The organism is Janthinobacterium agaricidamnosum NBRC 102515 = DSM 9628, assembly GCF_000723165.1.
Taxonomy (GTDB): domain Bacteria; phylum Pseudomonadota; class Gammaproteobacteria; order Burkholderiales; family Burkholderiaceae_D; genus Janthinobacterium; species Janthinobacterium agaricidamnosum.
Genome location: NZ_HG322949.1, coordinates 1,539,672 through 1,558,205 on the forward strand (window position 1 = coordinate 1,539,672; position 18,534 = coordinate 1,558,205).

General features: G+C 60.5%; 20 protein-coding genes. 9 read left to right on the plus strand and 11 right to left on the minus strand.

Features of this window, described 5'->3' with window-relative positions; translation table 11 throughout:
- The first annotated feature begins 54 nt into the window (after nucleotides 1-54).
- Genes GJA_RS06520 through GJA_RS06535 form a run of 4 tightly spaced genes read left to right on the plus strand, consistent with a single transcriptional unit; the run spans nucleotide 55 to nucleotide 3,959 of the window.
- Nucleotides 55-1,452, plus strand: coding sequence for a serine hydrolase domain-containing protein (locus GJA_RS06520; RefSeq protein WP_051780378.1), 1,398 nt, complete (start codon nucleotides 55-57; stop codon nucleotides 1,450-1,452).
- Between the two features lie 32 nt (nucleotides 1,453-1,484).
- A complete protein-coding gene (locus tag GJA_RS06525; RefSeq protein WP_038490119.1) occupies nucleotides 1,485-1,937 on the plus strand; it encodes a GNAT family N-acetyltransferase in 453 nt (150 codons plus the stop codon).
- A complete protein-coding gene (locus tag GJA_RS06530) occupies nucleotides 1,934-3,166 on the plus strand; it encodes an MFS transporter (RefSeq protein ID WP_051780380.1) in 1,233 nt (410 codons plus the stop codon). Before GJA_RS06525 ends, GJA_RS06530 begins: the two co-directional genes overlap by 4 nt.
- Before the next feature lie 22 nt (nucleotides 3,167-3,188).
- Complete coding sequence (locus GJA_RS06535; RefSeq protein ID WP_038498925.1) at nucleotides 3,189-3,959, plus strand: thioesterase II family protein; 771 nt, start codon at nucleotides 3,189-3,191, stop codon at nucleotides 3,957-3,959.
- A 216-nt stretch (nucleotides 3,960-4,175) separates the two neighbouring features.
- On the opposite strand, the gene GJA_RS06540 is transcribed toward GJA_RS06535, so the two are convergent.
- The 4 genes from GJA_RS06540 to GJA_RS06555 form a co-directional block, all read right to left on the minus strand.
- Nucleotides 4,176-4,610, minus strand: a complete 435-nt coding sequence (locus GJA_RS06540) for a KGG domain-containing protein (RefSeq protein WP_038490122.1) — start codon at nucleotides 4,608-4,610, stop codon at nucleotides 4,176-4,178.
- Nucleotides 4,611-4,808: 198 nt separating this feature from the next.
- On the minus strand, nucleotides 4,809-5,354 hold the full coding sequence (locus tag GJA_RS06545) for a hemerythrin domain-containing protein (protein WP_038490124.1): 546 nt from the start codon (nucleotides 5,352-5,354) through the stop codon (nucleotides 4,809-4,811).
- Between the two features lie 83 nt (nucleotides 5,355-5,437).
- Entirely contained in the window at nucleotides 5,438-5,899 is a 462-nt protein-coding gene (locus GJA_RS06550) for a phasin family protein (protein WP_242404464.1), read from the minus strand.
- Nucleotides 5,900-6,212: 313 nt separating this feature from the next.
- On the minus strand, nucleotides 6,213-7,244 hold the full coding sequence (locus tag GJA_RS06555; protein ID WP_038490129.1) for an NADP-dependent oxidoreductase: 1,032 nt from the start codon (nucleotides 7,242-7,244) through the stop codon (nucleotides 6,213-6,215).
- A gap of 167 nt (nucleotides 7,245-7,411) precedes the next feature.
- On the opposite strand from GJA_RS06555, the gene purU reads away from it, so the two are divergent.
- Genes purU through GJA_RS06570 form a run of 3 tightly spaced genes read left to right on the plus strand, consistent with a single transcriptional unit; the run spans nucleotide 7,412 to nucleotide 9,340 of the window.
- A complete protein-coding gene (gene purU, locus GJA_RS06560) occupies nucleotides 7,412-8,281 on the plus strand; it encodes a formyltetrahydrofolate deformylase (protein WP_038498928.1) in 870 nt (289 codons plus the stop codon).
- A gap of 36 nt (nucleotides 8,282-8,317) precedes the next feature.
- Nucleotides 8,318-8,860 (plus strand): YaeQ family protein, encoded by a 543-nt coding sequence (locus tag GJA_RS06565; protein WP_038490131.1) that lies wholly within the window; start codon nucleotides 8,318-8,320, stop codon nucleotides 8,858-8,860.
- Between the two features lie 18 nt (nucleotides 8,861-8,878).
- Entirely contained in the window at nucleotides 8,879-9,340 is a 462-nt protein-coding gene (locus tag GJA_RS06570) for a copper chaperone PCu(A)C (protein ID WP_038490134.1), read from the plus strand.
- A 188-nt stretch (nucleotides 9,341-9,528) separates the two neighbouring features.
- Here the strand turns inward: GJA_RS06570 and GJA_RS06575 are convergent, their stop codons facing one another.
- Complete coding sequence (locus tag GJA_RS06575) at nucleotides 9,529-10,311, minus strand: head GIN domain-containing protein (protein ID WP_038490137.1); 783 nt, start codon at nucleotides 10,309-10,311, stop codon at nucleotides 9,529-9,531.
- 179 nt (nucleotides 10,312-10,490) lie between these two features.
- Here GJA_RS06575 and GJA_RS06580 point away from each other — a divergent pair, with 179 nt between their 5' ends.
- On the plus strand, nucleotides 10,491-11,129 hold the full coding sequence (locus GJA_RS06580; RefSeq protein ID WP_038490141.1) for a class I SAM-dependent rRNA methyltransferase: 639 nt from the start codon (nucleotides 10,491-10,493) through the stop codon (nucleotides 11,127-11,129).
- A gap of 141 nt (nucleotides 11,130-11,270) precedes the next feature.
- Here GJA_RS06580 and GJA_RS06585 read toward each other — a convergent pair whose 3' ends face one another.
- The 4 genes from GJA_RS06585 to GJA_RS06600 all read right to left on the minus strand — a co-directional run bounded on the left by GJA_RS06585 (nucleotide 11,271) and on the right by GJA_RS06600 (nucleotide 14,636).
- Entirely contained in the window at nucleotides 11,271-12,548 is a 1,278-nt protein-coding gene (locus tag GJA_RS06585) for a cytochrome c (RefSeq protein WP_038490144.1), read from the minus strand.
- A complete protein-coding gene (locus GJA_RS06590; protein WP_051780383.1) occupies nucleotides 12,545-13,285 on the minus strand; it encodes a c-type cytochrome in 741 nt (246 codons plus the stop codon). Before GJA_RS06590 ends, GJA_RS06585 begins: the two co-directional genes overlap by 4 nt.
- A gap of 145 nt (nucleotides 13,286-13,430) precedes the next feature.
- Nucleotides 13,431-14,138: a 3'-5' exonuclease gene (locus GJA_RS06595; protein WP_051780385.1), complete on the minus strand. Its 708-nt coding sequence runs from the start codon at nucleotides 14,136-14,138 to the stop codon at nucleotides 13,431-13,433.
- Nucleotides 14,139-14,147: 9 nt separating this feature from the next.
- Nucleotides 14,148-14,636, minus strand: a complete 489-nt coding sequence (locus GJA_RS06600; protein WP_038490148.1) for a ProQ/FINO family protein — start codon at nucleotides 14,634-14,636, stop codon at nucleotides 14,148-14,150.
- A gap of 577 nt (nucleotides 14,637-15,213) precedes the next feature.
- Between GJA_RS06600 and rpoD the strand changes: the two genes are divergently transcribed.
- Nucleotides 15,214-17,727 carry an RNA polymerase sigma factor RpoD gene (gene rpoD / locus GJA_RS06605; protein ID WP_038490151.1) on the plus strand — a complete coding sequence of 838 codons (2,514 nt, stop codon included), beginning with the start codon at nucleotides 15,214-15,216 and terminating at the stop codon, nucleotides 17,725-17,727.
- Between the two features lie 91 nt (nucleotides 17,728-17,818).
- Here rpoD and GJA_RS06610 read toward each other — a convergent pair whose 3' ends face one another.
- The gene (locus tag GJA_RS06610; RefSeq protein ID WP_038490154.1) at nucleotides 17,819-18,205 is read right to left on the minus strand and encodes a type II toxin-antitoxin system VapC family toxin; all 387 of its coding nucleotides are present in this window, start codon (nucleotides 18,203-18,205) and stop codon (nucleotides 17,819-17,821) included.
- A complete protein-coding gene (locus GJA_RS06615; protein ID WP_038490157.1) occupies nucleotides 18,202-18,447 on the minus strand; it encodes a type II toxin-antitoxin system Phd/YefM family antitoxin in 246 nt (81 codons plus the stop codon). The genes GJA_RS06610 and GJA_RS06615 overlap by 4 nt, the downstream gene beginning before the upstream one ends.
- Nucleotides 18,448-18,534: the final 87 nt, after the last annotated feature.

Consider the following 18,534-nt stretch of genomic DNA (forward strand, 5'->3'; position numbering starts at 1 on the left):
GCCGAGCCCGGCCCAGCGTCGTACTTTGTACCATTACTTATCAAAAGGAATTACATGTCTGAGTCTTACCCTCGAAAATGGCGGTTTGTTTCCGTGCTGTGGAAAAGCCTGGCGGCAGTCGTCGTGCTGCTGTTGCTGGCCGGCGCCGCGGCGCTGTACTGGGCCATGCCGGTGGCTAGCGGCTATGCCGCCCATTATCTGTGCACCCAGGCACTGGTCGCGGGCCGCGATGCCGACGTGGTGTTCCGGCGCGAGGTCGCGCCGATCAATCCCTTGCTGCGGATGGTGAGCTATCAGGTCGACCGCAGCCTGGCAACCGTGCGCGCCTCGGGCCTGGGCTTCATTCGCCCCGTCAGCGCCTTGTACCGGCCTGGACTGGGCTGTACCCTGATGGTGGATACCGATGTCGCGACATTGATACATCAAGCCACGGGCATCGCATTGTCGAAAGTTCAACATCAAGCCGAGCCCGCGGTTGCCGGCGAGGCCGCTCAACAAGATCGTTTGCAACAGGTGCTGGACAAGGCGATGCAAGAGCCGAGCGCCACGTCGCTGAGGAATACCCAGGCGCTGGTGGTGATGCGCAATGGCCGCTTGCTGGCCGAACGTTATGCGTCCGGCATCGGCCCGGATACGCCGCTGCTGGGCTGGTCCATGACGAAAACGGTCACCGCGCTGCTGGCCGGCGTGCTGGTGCAGGATGGCAAACTGGCGCTGGGACAAGATGCGTTGTTGCCGGACTGGTCGGCGCCGGCCGACCCGCGGCGCCGGATACAGCTGCAAAATCTTTTGCAATGGACTAGCGGCCTGGATTACGAAGAACACTATATGCCGGGAACCGACACCACCAATATGCTGTACCAGTCGGCCGACATGGCGCATTATGTTTCCAGCCGCCCGCTGAAAACCCAGCCAGGCAGCGAGATCAGTTATAACAGCGGCAGCAGCGTGCTGCTGGCGAAAGTCATGGCGCAGGCGATCTCGGCAAAGCCGCTGGACATTGTCGGCTTTGCGCGCCGTCGCCTGTTCGAACCGCTGGGTATCCACAGCGCCAGCATTGAGCCGGATGCCGCCGGCAACCTGGTCGGCGGCAGTTATATGCTGGCCTCGGCGCGCGACTGGAGCCGCATCGGCCAACTGATACTGCAGCAGGGGAACTGGGATGGACAGCAGATCGTCAGCCGCGACTGGATCCGTTTCATGTCGACAGCGCAATCGAATCAGCCGGAAGGGCTGTATGGCGCCCATCTGTGGCTGAATCAGCCGCTTGCGGGCAAAAAGCATTTCATGTCGCTGCCCGACGATATGGTCAGGCTGGACGGGTTTAATCATCAACTGGTGGTGGTGATTCCTTCCCGCCAGCTGGTCATCACCCGCTTGGGCGCGACGGTTGACCGTAGCTGGGATACCGAGCGCTTTGTGGCCGATGTGCTGGCCAGTCTGCCGATCTGAGGCGGCCATGATCTTGCATCGGAAGGGTGGCTATGCAACACATTAATGTCCGTCCGGCGACTGGCGCCGATCTGGCCGCGTTGCGCGAGCTGTTCCTGGCCACGCGCCGCCAGGCGTATACGTGGATGGCCGGCGCTACCTTCGAGCTGGCTGATCTCGAACGCCAGACGCAGGGCGAAACCATGCTGGTCGCGCAGAATGCCGAGGGTGCGCTGGCCGGTTTTGTGTCGGTGTGGGAGGCCGATCATTTCATCCACCACCTGTACGTCGATTACCGCCAGCACAGGAGAGGGATAGGGCGTGCCTTGCTGGCCGCGCTACCCGGCTGGCCGCTGCAGGCATATTCATTGAAATGCCTGTGCCGCAACCATGCCGCCGCCGCTTTCTATCGCGCCTGCGGCTTTGTACAGACGGGCAGCGGCACGGCCGAGGATGGCGACTATCTGGTCTTCCAGTCCGGCGGCGGCGCGGGCCGGCGCTCATGAGCATTCATCTGCGCTTCCGTTGCCAGCAGGCCTTGATGTGGGGCAGCTTCGGCTTGATCTTGCCGGTGTTGACGCTGCTGCTGGTTCACGCGGGTTTTTCGCTGTTCGAGATCGGTTTGTTCGCCGCCTTGTTCAGCTTGTCCACGGTCATGCTGGAACTGCCGTTCGGCGCGCTGGCGGACCGGCTCGGCCGCCTGCGCGCCTATCGCTGGTCGCTGCTGACCAATGGCGCAGGCTGCGGCATCATGCTGCTGTGTGATCAAAAGCCATTGCTGTTTCTGGCCGCGGCCTGCTTTGGCATGGCCCGTGCGATGAATTCGGGGACCGTCGACGCCTGGTATGTCCAGCTGTTGCGCGACAGCGGCATCAGCGAGCGGATTCCCTATCACCTGGGTTTTGCGGAATTGTCCGCGGCCCTGGGCATGGCGCTATTTTCCCTGATCGGCGGCTTCTTGCCGGACTTGCTGGGGCGGCATCTGTTCGCCAATCCGTACAAGGCCGGTTTCGGCTTATCCGGCTTGCTGTTCCTGCTGCTGCTGTGGCTGACGCCGCGGCTGTTTCCAGAGTCGGAGCGGATCGGGGGCGGTCCCGCTTCCGTCAAGCTGACCGGCCATCTGCGCCAGTTGATCCTGTTTGCCTGGGGAGAGCTCAACATCCGCCAGCTCCTTTTACGCTTCATGCTATTGGGCGGCGTGATCTCCATCCTGGAAAGCTACTGGCCGGTGGTGCTCAAGAATATACTGCCGGCGACCGGCAGCACCTGGGTGTTCGGACTGTTCCTGACCTTGATGCTGGTCGTCAAAGGAGTGGGCGGCTGGCTGTCTTTTATTGTCTTGCGGATATTTTCAGCCCGGCCCGCAGCGGCTGTCGCCTTTTCTTTATCGGGCCTGGCAGGCGGACTGTTCATGACGGCCAGGGTGCATGAAGCGGCGCACCTGGGGATTTTCCTGGTGCTGACCGCATTATTCCTTGGCATCGCCGGCGGCGTGATCAACGCACTGCTGCACCAGCACGCGCCGGATCATTTTCGATCAACCGCCTTATCCTTCTTTTCCGTGGCGTTTCAGTTGGGCAGCGTGCTTTCTTCCTTGCTGCTTGGCTACCTGATCGGCATCGCAGGCGTGCAGGCCGTGTGGGCCGGCGTCAGTGTGCTGGTGGCGCTTACCGCGCTGTACGGCCTGTGGCCGGTACGCGTGGCTGCTGCCTGCGGCAACCCGGCGAAGCGCTGATATGACGATCATTACCTTCAACATGACGACTATTTCGAATGCCATATTGATACCGGTGAAGCGCCCCGCCGCGCAGATCCGCCTGCTGGTGTTGCATCATGCCTGCGGCTCGGCGTCGGCTTACTTTCGCTGGGCCAGCGCTTTTCCCGAAGACATCGAGGTGTGGCTGATCGACCTTCCCGGCCGCGGTCGCAGCGCCGGTGCGCCGGCTTTGCAGACATTAAACGCAGTGCGCAGCTATCTGGTGCAATTACAGGCGCTGTTGCCGGGCCGTTATGCGGTATTCGGCCATAGCATGGGCGCGCTGCTGGCGTATTGCTTTGCGCTCGATATGGCGCAGCGCGGCCAGCCGCCTGCATGGCTCGGGGTTTCCGGCACGGATGCGCCATGCTGTCCCCGGCCAGCCGTGTCGCAGCCGATATACAAGCAGGGCAGGGAGCCGATTCTTGGCTATCTTAAAACACTGGGCGGCACCCCGGACGAGATTTTCAGGCATCGGGAACTGAGCGATATGCTGGTCCGCATGGCGCAAGCGGATTTCCGGCTGGTAGAGGAATATTTTCCGCTGGAGCCGAGCGGGCAGCTTGGCGTGCCGGTCAGCGTCTTCGCTGGCCGCCAGGATAATTTGCTGAGCGCCGGGGGGCAGCAGGCATGGTCACGGCTTACGCGGGCGGAGACCGGTTTTCGCTCCTTTGAAGGAGGACATTTTTATCTCTTCGACGAAGCGAATCAGGTACAGCGATCCATTGCAGATGCGCTCAGAGTTGCAGTTGGCGATGGTGTCGCGGGATGATGTGCGCTGGCAGTGCAGCCCGGATGCGTTGAATTGCCACGGGCTGGCATCGCTGGTGCGCTTGGCGGAGGGCAAGGCCGGCGCCGACGGCATCATTGCCGCACCGCCCGGCGCCGATGCGTCGCTACTGTTGCCGATGAATGACAGGCTGGATAGCCTAAAACCGGCCAGGGCTGGCTTGTCAGGCCGGAACGCGGGTCCCGGCCCGATCAGGCATTACTGCTTGTCATCGGTCTTGCTGCTTTGGCGGGATGGCTTGGCGGCTTGCTCGGAACTGCCGCTGCTGCCGCTGCTGCCGCTGCGGCTGGCGCTTTTGTCTTCGCCGCGATTGGCGGCTTGACGGCTTTCGCCGCCTTTGCGGCCAATTTCAGCCATGTGTTCGCGGTCGCGGCTGACGGCTTCGCCGCCTTTTTGTCCGGCCCGGCGTGCTTCTTCCGAATCGAACTCGTGGGCGGTGCCTTTTTGATGCGCCGCCTGGCCGCCCTTGCTGGCTATTTCACGTTGCTGCTCTTCATCCATTGCAGCAAAGCCGCGCTTGGCGGTACTTTTTGCCGGCGTGCCCTGGCTGCTTTGCGTGTCATCCTTCTGGCTGCTTTGGCTCGTTTGGCTACTGGAACCGCTGCTGCCTTTTCCTTGGTCATTTGTGGCCATGTCCATCTCCTTGTGCTTGGTGCTGGTAAGGGTTTTTGATGTCCCCGCCACCGCGATAGCGGGGCGGCGGGGTGCGTCGAGCTTGTGTCTGGGGCATGCAAAAATGTTTCACGGATTTGTTGCCCCCGCTTGTTAGAGGAGCAAGGCTGACCTTAGTTCCTTCCTGCTTGCATGAATCGCAGCGATTCCGCCATCGTTTCAGGGACGTCCCGGATGCGGTTCGCGGGGCGCGCCCCGCGACGTCGCGGCCGAGGCCGGTGCGCCGCTGAAGTCATTTTCGATGGCTTCCTTGCGTTCCTGGATTTGATGGCCCAGTTGCGCCGTATCAAGCTTGGTTTGCTTGACACGGATGAACATGTCGCCCTCTTCCTCCTGCACATGATGTTCGATTGCTTGCGACAGCTGGTTCACCGTGGCGTCGAGCTGGCGGTCGCCGGCTTCCATTTCTTCCAGCTGCTTGATCAGGTTCTTGGCGTTGCCATGTTCGGCTTCGGCTTCGTCCATCAAGGCGTTATCGTTGATCGCCTTGCGTACGGCGGGGTAAAAGATTTCTTCTTCAACCAGCGCATGCACGGTCAGTTCGAAACAGATTTGTTCGACCAGTTCGGCTTTCAAATCGCTTTGTTCCGTGTCATCCTTGATGTCGTCGAATGCGCGGAACAGGCTGCGTACTTTTTGATGGTCGGCGGTCAGCAATGCAATCGCATCGCTTGCGGTGGTTCCGGTTTGCTTGGTGGTGTTCATGTTGTTCTCCTGGTTGGATGCGCCTTGCCGCAGCCGACATGCTGCTTTCCCCCCCGGCCGGCAAAGCGCCCTGTTGCGGGCTTTTAATGCGTTGGCGGCGCCTTGCCGTTTTGCCGTTGCGGCAAAACGTCAAAACCGCGCCGCGCCGCTTCATTCATTTGTGTCATGACATCACGCTGGCGCTGGGTGGCTTTTTCCGTTTCGGCCGATGCGCTGCGGACAATTTCATCGGCCACCGCGGCGGCGCTGCGGCTTGCCTGAGAAATATGCGTTTCCGCGGTCTTGCTGATTTCAACGTTGCTGTCAGCCATCAACTTGGCCATTTGCTGCTGGTACTGGCGCAGTTTTTCGCTGGCCGGATGCAATTGCGTGGTGGCGGCCGACGCGAATTCATTGAGGTCTTTCGCGGTCATCATTTGCTGGCTGGTGTGGTTGGCGGTGTCGACCAGGTCTTGCGCCAGTCGCAGATTCAATGCGCTGACGCGTTGCATCGTGTCATACATCTTGCGCGACAGATCGGTGATGAACGACAGTTGTACTTCCATATGGGATTTAATCGCTGGCGTAATGGCTTGCATAAACATATCAATACCTCATAAAAATTCTTGAATGTAAAAGACCATCCGAACAAGGGATGAAGCGGAGCTTGAAACAAGCAAAGGGGTAGACGTAAGCTGGTTCAGCAAGTTCCGCGAATGCTCACGGTTCTGTCGTATCGCTGCGAAGGCGGGGCAGGGGGGGATGATGTTTTGCGCCGTATCAAGCGCAACACCGGGAGGAAGGGAAGGGGGCAAGCAAGCCCGGCAAGGCCGGCCCGCAATCGCTGACGCATCGCGGGCCGGCTAACAGCGCAAGAAATTATTCGTCGGCTACTTGCAACACCAGTTTGCCGAAGTTCTTGCCTTCGAATAGCATCGCCAGGCTTTGCGGGAAGTTTTCCAGGCCCTGCACGATATCGACCTTGTTTTTCATCTTGCCCTCCTGCAGCCATTGGCCCATCGCCTTGATGCCTAGGTGGAAGCGGTCGGCGTAATCGAATACCACGATGCCCTCCATGCGTGCGCGGTTGACCAGCAACGACAGGTAGTTGGCCGGGCCCTTGACCGGCGTGGTGTTGTTGTACTGCGAAATGGCGCCGCAAATGACGATGCGCGCTTTCTTGTTGATGCGCGTCAGCACGGCATCGAGGATGTCGCCGCCGACGTTATCGAAATATACGTCCACGCCTTGCGGGCAATGTTGTTTCAAACCATCCTTGACCGATCCGGCCTTGTAATCGATGCAGGCGTCGAAGCCCAGTTGGTCGACGACGAAATCGCATTTGTCTTTACCGCCAGCAATGCCAACCACGCGGCAACCGAGTTGCTTGGCGACTTGGCCGACCGTCATGCCGACCGCGCCGGCCGCGCCCGACACCACCACCGTTTCGCCGGCTTTTGGCTGGCCCACTTCCAGCAAGCCGAAGTAAGCGGTCAGGCCGGGCATGCCGAGCACGTTCAGATAAGTCGGCAGCGGCGCCAGGCCGGCATCGACCTTGATGAAGGCGCCGGCCTTGTCGTCGGCCGCGCCGGACCAGTATTGCTGCACCCCGAGCGCGCCGGAAACGTGGTCGCCGACGGCGAACTTGGGCGATTTGGACGCCACCACCAGGCCGATGCCGGCGGCGCGCATGACTTCGCCGATCGCCACCGGGCGGATATACGATTTGCCGTCGTTCATCCAGCCGCGCATGGCCGGATCGAGCGACAGGTACAGCGTCTTGATGATGATGTCGCCATCGTTGATGGCTGGCACGACTTGCGTCATTTGCTGCCAGTCGCTGGCCTTGGCGGGGCCGACCGGACGCGAAGCGAGGCGGAATTGCAGGTTCTCCAATACTGTCGTTGTCATTTTAATCCTTTGAGAAGGTGTATATATGACACTATACCGCAAAATTGAACGATCGTACTATTTTTCAAAAACCGTGTTTTTTTCTCCAGCCATGCGACAATACGGCCCCGGCCGAGATGATCGCGCCGTTCCTTTACGCCGTCCCTTTATTTCATACTGCCGCGACCATGACGCATCCCGAATATATTCTGACTCTGTCTTGCCTGGACCAGCGCGGTATCGTGCATCGGGTTTCCGGCTTCCTGGCCGAACACGGCTGCAACATCATCGATTCGGCGCAGTTCGGCGACCAGCAATCGCAACTGTTTTTCATGCGCGTGCATTTTTCGCTGGAAGACAGCGCGGTCAGCGACGTGCAATTGCGCGCCGATTTTGCCGAGTTGTCGAAAGCCCTGGGTTTTAGCGCGCAATTGCACGATGCGCACTACAAGCCGCGCGTGATGCTGATGGTGTCGAAGATCGGCCATTGCCTGAACGATTTATTGTTCCGCTACAAGAGCGGCTTGCTGCCGGTCGACATCCCGGCCATCGTGTCGAATCACATGGATTTTTACCAACTGGCGGCCAGCTACAACATTCCATTCCACCATTTGCCGCTGGCTACCGGCGCGCCGCAAGAAGCCAAGCTGGCCCAGGAGGCGCGCATCATCGACTTGATGCAGACCCACAAGGTCGACCTGGTGGTGCTGGCGCGCTATATGCAAATCCTGTCGCCGGGCCTGTGCAGCGCGCTGGCCGGCAAGGCGATCAATATCCACCATTCATTCTTGCCGAGCTTCAAGGGCGCGAAACCGTATGCCCAGGCGCATCACCGCGGCGTCAAGCTGATCGGCGCCACCGCCCATTTTGTCACCGGCGAGCTGGATGAAGGCCCGATCATCGAGCAAGACGTGGAGCGGGTCGACCATGCGATGGACGCCGACATGCTGACCGCGATCGGCCGCGACGTCGAATGCGTGGTGCTGGCGCGCGCCGTCAAATGGTTCGTCGAACACCGCATTTTGCAAAATGGCGACAAGACTGTCGTCTTCAAATAATCATTCATATTCATACCAGTTAGGCAGACGTACACGATGGCCCTCAAAGCAACGATTTTCAAAGCCGATTTACAAATTGCGGACATGGACCGCAATTATTACCAGGATCACGCGCTGACGCTGGCGCGCCACCCGTCGGAAACCGACGAACGCATGATGGTGCGCCTGCTGGCGTACGCGATCCATGCCGACGAGGCGCTCAGTTTCACCAAGGGCTTGTTCGACACCGAAGAGCCGGACTTGTGGCTGAAGGATTTGACCGGCGCGATCCAGTTGTGGATCGAAGTCGGCCAGCCCGATGAAAAGCGTATCCTGAAGGCGTGCGGGCGTTCCGAACAGGTGATCGTGTACAGTTATGGCGCGACCAGCCATATCTGGTGGAAACAGATCGCCAATAAGCTGGAGCGCGCCAAGAACCTGACCGTCATCAACTTGCCGTCCGATGCGGCGCAAGAGATGGCCAGGCTGGCGCAGCGCACCATGCAATTGCAATGCACCATACAGGATGGCCAGATCTGGCTGACCGACAGCGTGACCACGGTGCAAATCGACCGCGAGCCGGTCAAGACACAGCGTTAAGTTTGGGGAGAGCAGGGCATGAAAAAACAGATACTCGCCTTTTTGGGCGGCATGGCGCTGGCCACGTGCGCGCTGGCGCAAGTGACGGTGACGGCGCCATGGATACGCGCTACCGTGCCGCAGGCAAAATCGACCGGCGCCTTCATGCAGCTGGTGGCGCGGCAGGATGCGCGGCTGGTCGAAGTGCATGCCGAGGTGGCCGGCAGCGCTGAAATCCACCAGATGGAAATGAACGGCACGGTGATGAAGATGCATGCGGTGCCGGGCCTTGACCTGCCTGCCGGCAAGACGGTGAACCTGGCGTCGGGCGCTTATCACATCATGCTGCTGAACTTGAAGCGGCAGTTGAAGGAGGGCGACAACGTGCCGTTGACGCTGGTGGTCGAAGACCAGAACAAGAAGCGCGCAAGCATCGCGCTGTCGGTGCCGGTCAAGGCGTTGACCTATTTCCCGCCGGCTGGCGCCGTAGTCAGCCACTAGTTAGAGCCTATCCCAGTAGTGAGCGTCTTCTGCTGGCCGCGCATCGGTAGCGCGGACCAGGCGTGAGGAGGACGCGTGGCGGGCCACGCGACGACGATCAACGCAGTCCCCGCTACTGAGGAGCGCCAGAAGAGGGCGTATCCATCTACTGGGATAGGCTCTTAGCCGCCAGGGCCGCTCCGCAAAGTTTAATTCGGCGCCTCGCCAAGCTTGCGCACGCGGCCGCTGCCGTGGGTGCTTTGGCTCAGTCGCGGGGCGCCGTAATAACTGACGTCGCCCGAGCCGCCGATGCTGATGTCGAGCGCTTGCCTGGCCCATACGGTCGTTTCGCCCGAGCCGCCGATGCTGATATTGACCGTCCTGGCTTCCAGCCGGCCGGCACTGACGCTGCCGGAACCGCCGATGGCGACCGAGAAATCATTGCTCCGTCCAGCCGCCTTGAAGTTGCCGCTGCCGCCTATCGATACCGACAGCGATTCGCTGTCCAGCTGGCCCACGTCGACCGAGCCGGAACCGCCGACTTCAACTTTCAGGCGCGGCGCGCGCAATACCTCGGCGTGTATCGAGCCGGAACCGCCGACCGTGATACGGTCGATATTTTTCGCCTGCACCACGATACGCAGCGCAGTGGGCGAGAAGTTACTGTTGCGCTTGGCGCTGCGGATGCGCAATACGCCATTTTCCACCGCGGTGTCGATTTGGGATTGGATATTGTCATCGGTTTCAATCGTCACGCTTTCGGTATTGCCAAAGCGGAGTTCGAGCTTGCCCGGCACGCCCAGCGCCAGCGCGGAAAAATGGCCGGGCTCGCGAGTTTGCTTTTGCAAGTTGCCGCTGCCTTTGATGCGGCTGCCGGAAAACCAGTCCAGTGGCGACGCCGACACGGAAGCGGCCGGCAAGGTGACGGCGAGGGCGCCGCAGGCCAGCATGATGCCGGCCAGGATGCCGGAGCGCGAGAGGGTGGTTGCCATGGTCATATCCTGTATGTGAATGAGTATATGGTAAGGCAAGCTGGGCCGGATAGGAACGGCGCTGCGACAGAATGCACGCCAGGCCGGACAGAATGCGGGCTGCTGCGACAGGACGGCATGAGGTATCATGCGGCATTGACACACCGACCGGCAATACCGGTCATTATCACTGGAATTACATGCTGATCATCACCATCAAACAGGGCAAGGAAAAAAGCTTGCTGGCCGGCGAGCGCTGGATCTACGCGTCGGCGATCGAAAAAGTCGACGGCAAGCCGCAAGAGAAAATGAAGCCGGGTTCGACCGCCATCGTACAAACCTCGGCCCAGAAATTCATTGCCCGTGCCGCCTATAATTCGAAGTCGCAAATTCGCGCGCGGATCTGGACCTTCGAAGAAAACCAACCGGTCGACCATGCGCTGATCAAGCGCCGGGTCCAGGCCGCGCTGCAAAAGCGCGCCGCCGGCATCCAGAAAGCCGGCGCCAACCAGTTGCTGACGCTGGTCAAGGGCGACGAAGACGGCTTGTCCGGGCTGGCGGCGGAATTGTTTGGCGGCCCCGATGGTTACTTGATCTGCGAATTCCAGGCTGGCGGCGTGGACGCCTGGAAAGTGGCGATCGTGCAAGCGTTGATGGCTGGCACCGGCTGCAAGAATGTCTACGAACGCTGCGACCCGCTGATGCGCAAGGGCGAAGGCTTGCCGGTGATTTCCGGCACGCTGGCCGGCGAAGAACCGCCCGATGAAGTGATACTGAGCGACAATGGCGTGCGCTTCGCGCTGGACTTGAAGACGGGTTACAAGAGCAAGTTCCGTTAACGTTTTAGAGCGCCGAACAAAACGCTCAGGGCAAGGCGCATTGCCGTAGGCAGTACAAATGGTCGACAAGGCAATGCAACGCCGCCATGGATGTTTTGAGGAGCGCCAGAAGAGGGCGTATTCATCTACTGGGATAGGCTCTTAATGTAAGGGCACGCTGCGGTAGCGGTTCACTTGCAATGCGGTGACCGGCGGCGCGTTATTACCCCACGATGCGCGCAGATAAGTCACTACCGCCGCCACTTCCTGGTCGTTCAGCACCGGCCCGAAAGCGGGCATGCCGTACGGCCTTGGGTTGCCGGCCGTGCCGGGCGCAAAGCCGCCGTTGAGCACGATGCGGATCGGGTTCACCGCTATTTCGGTGGTCAGCGCGCGGTTGCCGGCCAGCGGCGGATAGCCAGGAGGAAAACCGCTGCCGTCAGCCCGGTGGCATGCGACGCAATGGCTGTCATACAGCCTGGCGCCGGCCGCCAGCACCGCTTGCGCTTTCGGCGTATCGTCGCGCGGCGGCGGCGCTGTCGGCTGTTGCGGTCCGGGCAGCGTTTTCAGGTACACCGCCATCGCGGTGATGTCGCTGTCTTCCAGATGCTGCAAGCTTGCGCGCACCACTTCGGCCATCGGCCCGAACACGGTGGCGCGCGGCGATACGCCGGTTTTCAGCAAGTCGACGATGTGCTTCGTTTGCCAATTGCCCAGGCCCGCCTCGGCATCCGAACGCAGCGACGGCGCATACCATTCCAGCACCGGGATCAAACCGCCGGACAGGCTGTCGTCGGACGCGCCGAGCGCGCTGCGCGGGCTGTGGCAGGCGGCGCAATGGCCCAGGCCCTGCACCAGGTAGGCGCCACGGTTCCATTCGACGGTTTGTCCGGTGTCTTCGCGGAACACGGCCGGCGTGAAGTACAGCGCGCGCCAGCCGGCCAGCATGATTTGCTGGTTGTACGGGAAGCGCAACTGGTGCGGCCGGTTGGCCTGGCGCTGCGCCGGCAGCGACTGGAAGAAGGCGTACAGCGCATCGCTGTCTGCGCGGCGTATCCTGGTGTAGTTGGTGTAAGGGAAGGCCGGATACAGCAGGCGGCCGTCTTTCGACTTGCCGTTATGCAGCGCGCGCCAAAAATCGTCGGCGTTCCAGCTGCCGATGCCGGTTTCCTGGTCCGGCGTGATATTGGGCGACATGACGCTGCCGAACGGCGTTGGCAGCGCGCGGCCGCCGGCATATTGCACACCGCCCCGGGTGGTGTGGCAGGCCATGCAATCGCCGGCCTTGGCCAGGTAGGCGCCGCGGGCGATCAATTCGGCCGGCGCCGGCGCGGCGCTGCTGGTGGTGGGCGGGATCGGATCGTCGGCTGGCCACAAGACGCGCTTGGCGGCGCCGGCGGCCAGCAACAAAATAGCGGCGCTGAGTATCAGTTTTTTCATTGGATGGCGGCTCCCGCTGATGGCGGCACGCTGCCGCAGTGCATCGGCAGCGGCAGGGCGATCGCGTTGGCTGGACGCATGTCGGCGCTGGTTGCCTGGCTGCCCAGCCAGCTCGACACGGCGGCGATGTCCGCTTCCGACAGCCGGGCGGCGATCTCGGCCATGCAATCGGGCGCGTCGGCGTGGCGTACCTGGTTTTTCCACGCGCCGAACTGGGCGTTGATGTAATCGCGCGGCAAGCCCAGCAAGCCGGGAATCGCCGGCGCGACGCCGGTCAGTTGCTGGCCATGGCAGGCGATGCAGGCCGGAACTTTCTTGGCGGGATCGCCCAGCATGGCCAGTCTGCGGCCGCGCTCCAGCGTGCCGGCCGAGGCGCCGCTGGCCTGGGCCGGCGGCGGCGCCGGATGTTGTGCGGAAAAATAGTCGGCGATTTCGCGCAGGTAGGCGTCCGGCAAGTGGTCGACCATATAGGTCATCAATGGATATTGGCGGCGGCCGTCGCGGAAGTTGAGCAACTGGTTATACAGGTAGCCGGCTGGCTTGCCGGAAATGCGCGGGAAGAAGGCGTCGTTGCGCTCCTTGGCCGCATGGCAGGCGATGCAGGCTTGAAGGCGCTGTTCCATGGTGTCCGGCAAGACGGCCGGCGCCGGCGCGGCCAGCAGCAGCGAGGGCAAGCTTGACGCCATGGCGAAGCACAGCATGGCGCGCCCGATGGCCGGGCTGGAAAAAAATACCATAGAAAGACCGCCTGTAATGTAAACAACCCCATCAAAAAAATGCGCCGCCGGCCCGGCGTGCGCAAGCGCGAGAATATACTGCATGACAACATAAAAACAGGCTCAGTTGTGCAATAGAAGTACGGATCAGATGGGACGGCCCGTGTTACGGCTTGTCGGCGATGATGATGGCGGCCGTAGCGGGTGCCGTAGCGGGCGCCGTAGCGGGTGCCGTAGCGGGTGCCGTGGCAGGGACGCGCTGCGCCTTGGACGGCGCGACCTTGCCGCCTTCGGCCAGCCAGCGCCGGTAGACCCGCAACGCCACTTGGGCGTCGTCGGCCGCGTACAGGATTTGCTTTTCGCTGAGACGGGTGGTGGCCCAGTTGGTGGTCGAGATTTTTTTCGATTTTTGCAAGCGCATGCCGAAGAACTTGGCGACGGCTGTCTTGGCGCCCAGATCGTTGCGCTGGCCGCCGCGCAGCGCGACCGACAAGTCCAGCACTTGTACCGGTGAAATGCCAAGCTTGTGGCGCAAGCGCTTGACGTCGTCGGACAGGCCGAAGCCGACCTTGAGCGTGATGGGCGACTCAAGGATGGCCTTGAGCGCTTTCAATACATCGGATGGCGGATTCGGGCCGACCTGGAACAGGTAGGCGGTGTCGTCGGTGGACAGCTGGATCAGATGCGGGCCGGTCGAGGTTTCGCCCTTGACGAACGTCGGCTTCGATTCGGTATCGAAGCCGACCGCGTCGGCCGCCATCAGCGCAGCCAGCGCGGCTTGCACATCGTGGCCGGATTTGACCAGCCTGACCTGGTCCAGTTGGATGCCCTGGTAGGGCGGCAAGACGACTAGAGTCTCCGGTTCCGTATTCATCAAGCCGTATCAGCCCTTGCGGGAGAATTTCGCCGTCAGTTGGTTCAGCTTTTCAGCGCGCAGGCGGTTGGCTTCCTCGGCGGCGGCCGCTTCGCGTTCGGCTTTCTTGCGGTCGGCTTCCTTCTTGAAGCGTTGTTGCAATACCTGGGTCGCGTGGTCGCGGTGGGTTTGCGTCACTTCCGCGCCGGCCGTGCCGTCGAGGTCGTAGCGCACCTTGGCTTTTTCCATCACTTTCAGGTAGCGCAGCGAACCGGTGTGGATGCCCAGCGCGGTGCGCATCAGCTTGCGGTCCAGTTCCGGCAGGCGCGCCAGGATTTGCTTGTCGATCCCGATCGACAGCGGCAGGAAGTCGCGGAACGGCGCAAACTGTTCCTGGAATTGTTTCAGCAGGGCGCGCGCGGTCGGCGCCGCAGCGGCGGAAGTGGTCACCGCAACGGTTGGGGCGGCGGCGGTTGCTACAGGTTCTGGGGCAAGGCTAGGCGTGTTCATCGACTTCATTGGTTAAGCTGTAAAAAGGGAGCATAGCACGCGGCACAGGCAAGTGCATTGTCTTTTTTGACAACATGACGCTATGCTCATGGTCAAGAAGCTACTGCGGCGGGCAGGAAATGTGTATAATGTCTGCTTGCGCTGATCACTGGTTTGCGCCAGCTCAGTTTTGCAGAAGATAAAAGTAGTCGCTAGGTGATGTTTGTTATTGATGTTTGTTGTGGTGCATTATTCGGTTGATTGATACCCGCTATGCGATCTATTAATTATCCAAATAACTGTCCGTCAGGCATAATCCAACTCTCCTCTGTTCTTGACAGAACAATAGATTCAAGCCCGTCCTGGTAGCGGGCTTTTTTTCATTCCGCAATCGCAATGCCACTATATATCGACGATTATTTGCGTACGTCTTGCGTCAGCATGCGCCCTGTCCAGGTTGCGCGGCGCGCAAACGTCCCCATATACCGACGATGCGGCCCTTAGCCGGCAGCCGCAACAACACGCTCCATCGAGTCCGGTCAGCAGGCTTAGGTGGAATCATTCACTTCGCGCCGAAACCGTCTGGTCTCGCATTAAGAGATATCTAATGAAGAATACGCCAAAAACATTAACGTTGTCCGCAAAAGTTCCCCGTCCTGCTTCGGCGCAGCTGGCTGTACCGAAAACAACTTTATCTTACTTTATCGATAATGCGCAAGCGAATCCTGAAGCGCCCAGCGGTACTGTGACGGTGGTGAAAAAAAGCCGTTCGCGCCTGATCGTCGCGCCTGGCAGCGAAGCGGCGCCGGCCGAGCCGGCGGCTGAGGCAGTCGAGACCGCCGTGCCGGCGGAAGAAGCCGCGCCGGTCAAGACGCCGAGCGTCAAGATCGCGCCGACGGTGCGCAAGGTGACTGAAAGCGCCGCCACCGCCAAGGTGGTGGTGGCGGCCCGCTCGAAGGTGGTGCGGGCCAAGGCCGAGCCGGCGCCGGTGGTGATCGTCACCGCCGGCCCGGCCGTCAGCAAGACCACCGACGCCGACGCGCTGGCCGCGATCGACACGTCGAATTACTTCTTGCCTACCGTGAAAGTGCCAGGCCGCCGTGGCCGCAAGCCGAGCGAATTCACGCCGGAAAACGATGAAGTGGCGGCACTGAACGCGGTCGAACGCGCCGAACTGAAGGCCGTATCGAAAGCGCGCGACCGCAAGGCCAAGGGCGGCCTGGCCGACGCCCTGGCCGGCGATGCCGAAGCGACGGCAGCGGACCTGGAGCGCCGCCGCCAGCAAATCAAGGGCTTGATCAACATGGGCAAGGAGCGCGGCTTCCTGACCTATGCTGAAATCAATGACCAATTGCCTGAAAATATTATCGATCCGGAAGCGATCGAAGGCATCATCGCGACTTTCAACGACATGGGGATCGCGGTCTACGAACGCGCGCCGGATGCGGAAAGTTTGTTGTTGACCGACAACGTCGCGACCGTGACCAGCGACGACGAAGTCGAAGCCGCCGCCGCGACCGCCTTGTCGACCGTCGATTCCGACTTCGGCCGCACCACCGACCCGGTCCGCATGTACATGCGTGAAATGGGCGCCGTGGCGCTGCTGACCCGCGAAGGCGAGATTGAAATCGCCAAGCGCATCGAAGGCGGCTTGAAAGACATGATCCAGGCGATTTCCGCCTGCCCGACCACGATCGCCGAAATCGTCGCGCTGTCGCAAAAAATCGCCCGCGACGAAGTCAAGGTCGATGAAGTGGTCGACGGCTTCGTCGACCTGAATGAAGCCGCCGCGCCGGCGCCGGTGGTGGTGTCGGCCCCGGCCACGCTCGATGGCGACGAAGAGGAAGAAGAGGAAGAAGAGGAAGACGGCGACGCCAATGGCGGCGCGGCCGGTTTTTCGAGCGAGCAGCTGGCGCAATTGAAAAAGAATGCGCTGGAAAAATTCGCCACCATTTCGACCCAATACGAAAAAATGCGCAAGGCGGCCGACGGTTACGGCTCGAAAGCCTATATGAAGGCGCAGGAAGCGATTTCCCAGGAATTGCTGGGTATCCGCTTCACCGCCAAAGTAGTCGAAAAGCTGTGCGACACCTTGCGCGGCCAGATGGAGGAAGTGCGCCATATCGAACGCGCCGTGCTGGAATTGTGCGTCAACAAATGCGGCATGCCGCGCGCCCACTTCATCAAAGTGTTCCCAGGCAATGAGTGCGACCTGGACTGGGTCGATGGCGAAGTCGATTGCAAGTATCCGTACAGCGCCATCCTCGGCCGTAACGTGCCTGCCGTCAAAGAATTGCAAAAGAAAATGATCGACTTGCAGGCGCGCGTCGCCTTGCCGCTGGCCGACCTGCGCAAGATCAACAAGCAAATGGCTGCCGGCGAAAAACGCGCCCGCCACGCCAAGCGCGAAATGACGGTCGCCAACTTGCGCCTGGTCATTTCGATCGCCAAGAAATACATCAACCGCGGTTTGCAATTCCTCGACTTGATCCAGGAAGGCAACATCGGCTTGCTGAAAGCGGTCGATAAATTCGAATACCGCCGTGGTTACAAGTTCTCGACCTACGCCACCTGGTGGATACGCCAGGCGATCACGCGTTCGATCGCCGACATGGCGCGCACCATCCGCGTGCCGGTGCACATGATCGAAACCATCAACAAGATGAACCGCATCTCGCGCCAGATCATGCAGGAAACCGGCAGCGAGCCGGACCTGGCGACGCTGGCGGTGAAGATGGAAATGCCGGAAAACAAGGTTCGCGAAATCATGAAGATCGCCAAGGAGCCAATCTCCATGGAAACGCCGATGGGCGAAGATGGCGATTCGCAACTGGGCGACTTCATCGAAGACAACACCACGCTGGCGCCGCTGGATGCCGCGTTGCACGCATCGATGCGCAACGTAATCAAGGAAGTGCTCGATTCGCTGACCCCGCGCGAAGCCAAGGTGCTGCGCATGCGTTACGGCGTTGAAATGTCGAACGACCACACGCTGGAAGAAGTGGGCAAGCAATTCGACGTGACCCGCGAGCGGATTCGCCAGATCGAAGCGAAAGCGATGAGCAAGCTGCGCCAGCCGTCGCGTTCCGACAAGCTGAAAACTTTCCTGACCCAGAACTAAGGGTTGGTAAAGATGAAATGAAAAATGGGAAGCTGCGGCTTCCCATTTTTTTGCGTTGGTAGTGCGTTCGCCTGATTTCGCTGATGCGGTCTTATACGACGCGAACTGGTCCGGCGTATTGCGCCAGTACGGTATCGACCGTCAACAGGGTAATTCCTTCGATCATCGCCTGTGCGATCAGGATGCGGTCGAACGGGTCTTTATGTATGAGCGGCAAGCTATCGATGGCAATCGCATGTTCGCTCTTGATGGCCAGTTCTTGATAGTGATTGTCCAGCAGCCCCCGGCGCAGCAGCCTGGGGTCGGCTTGAAAGTCCGGGCGGCCCAGTCCACGCTTGATGCTGATTTCCCATAGACTTGCCGCGCTGAAGAATAGCGTGTTCTCCGGGCCTTCGATCAAGCCGATGGCAAGCGGACTCAGACGTTTCGGATCACCCGCAGCCCATAACAATAAATGCGTGTCCAGTAATAATTTCATTCCTGTATGCCAAACATCGACGCAATTTCGGCGCTGCCCAAACTATCGAAGTCGTCTGGCACGGCGATTTGCCCCGCCATGAAGCCGAGACGTTTGGTCTTGCCTGTTTCCGGGGCGTCCAGCGCCATGACCTTGACCATCGGCTTGCCGGCCTTGGCAATGATGAATGGTTCGCCTTTGGCCGCTTGCTCGATCAGTTTCGACAGATGAGTTTTTGCCTCATGAATATTGATCGTAAGCATAAGATTACCTTTGTGAACTAAGTTTGTTTAGTTTAGTCCTGCCTGGTGATCGATGCAAGCCATCCTTGATTCAAGTGCCGCGCCGTA

Bases quoted from the DNA above. Each gene is read 5' to 3' on its own strand.
- GJA_RS06580 (WP_038490141.1), top strand. From the start codon at position 10,491: ATGCTGATCATCACCATCAAACAGGGCAAGGAAAAAAGCTTGCTGGCC.
- GJA_RS06545 (WP_038490124.1), bottom strand. From the start codon at position 5,354: ATGAACACCACCAAGCAAACCGGAACCACCGCAAGCGATGCGATTGCA.
- GJA_RS06595 (WP_051780385.1), bottom strand. From the start codon at position 14,138: ATGAATACGGAACCGGAGACTCTAGTCGTCTTGCCGCCCTACCAGGGC.
- GJA_RS06600 (WP_038490148.1), bottom strand. From the start codon at position 14,636: ATGAAGTCGATGAACACGCCTAGCCTTGCCCCAGAACCTGTAGCAACC.
- GJA_RS06565 (WP_038490131.1), top strand. From the start codon at position 8,318: ATGGCCCTCAAAGCAACGATTTTCAAAGCCGATTTACAAATTGCGGAC.
- rpoD (WP_038490151.1), top strand. From the start codon at position 15,214: ATGAAGAATACGCCAAAAACATTAACGTTGTCCGCAAAAGTTCCCCGT.
- GJA_RS06525 (WP_038490119.1), top strand. From the start codon at position 1,485: ATGCAACACATTAATGTCCGTCCGGCGACTGGCGCCGATCTGGCCGCG.
- GJA_RS06520 (WP_051780378.1), top strand. From the start codon at position 55: ATGTCTGAGTCTTACCCTCGAAAATGGCGGTTTGTTTCCGTGCTGTGG.
- GJA_RS06610 (WP_038490154.1), bottom strand. From the start codon at position 18,205: ATGAAATTATTACTGGACACGCATTTATTGTTATGGGCTGCGGGTGAT.
- GJA_RS06590 (WP_051780383.1), bottom strand. From the start codon at position 13,285: ATGGTATTTTTTTCCAGCCCGGCCATCGGGCGCGCCATGCTGTGCTTC.
- GJA_RS06585 (WP_038490144.1), bottom strand. From the start codon at position 12,548: ATGAAAAAACTGATACTCAGCGCCGCTATTTTGTTGCTGGCCGCCGGC.
- GJA_RS06615 (WP_038490157.1), bottom strand. From the start codon at position 18,447: ATGCTTACGATCAATATTCATGAGGCAAAAACTCATCTGTCGAAACTG.
- GJA_RS06540 (WP_038490122.1), bottom strand. From the start codon at position 4,610: ATGGCCACAAATGACCAAGGAAAAGGCAGCAGCGGTTCCAGTAGCCAA.
- GJA_RS06530 (WP_051780380.1), top strand. From the start codon at position 1,934: ATGAGCATTCATCTGCGCTTCCGTTGCCAGCAGGCCTTGATGTGGGGC.
- GJA_RS06555 (WP_038490129.1), bottom strand. From the start codon at position 7,244: ATGACAACGACAGTATTGGAGAACCTGCAATTCCGCCTCGCTTCGCGT.
- GJA_RS06570 (WP_038490134.1), top strand. From the start codon at position 8,879: ATGAAAAAACAGATACTCGCCTTTTTGGGCGGCATGGCGCTGGCCACG.
- GJA_RS06575 (WP_038490137.1), bottom strand. From the start codon at position 10,311: ATGGCAACCACCCTCTCGCGCTCCGGCATCCTGGCCGGCATCATGCTG.
- GJA_RS06550 (WP_242404464.1), bottom strand. From the start codon at position 5,899: ATGGAAGTACAACTGTCGTTCATCACCGATCTGTCGCGCAAGATGTAT.
- GJA_RS06535 (WP_038498925.1), top strand. From the start codon at position 3,189: ATGACGACTATTTCGAATGCCATATTGATACCGGTGAAGCGCCCCGCC.
- purU (WP_038498928.1), top strand. From the start codon at position 7,412: ATGACGCATCCCGAATATATTCTGACTCTGTCTTGCCTGGACCAGCGC.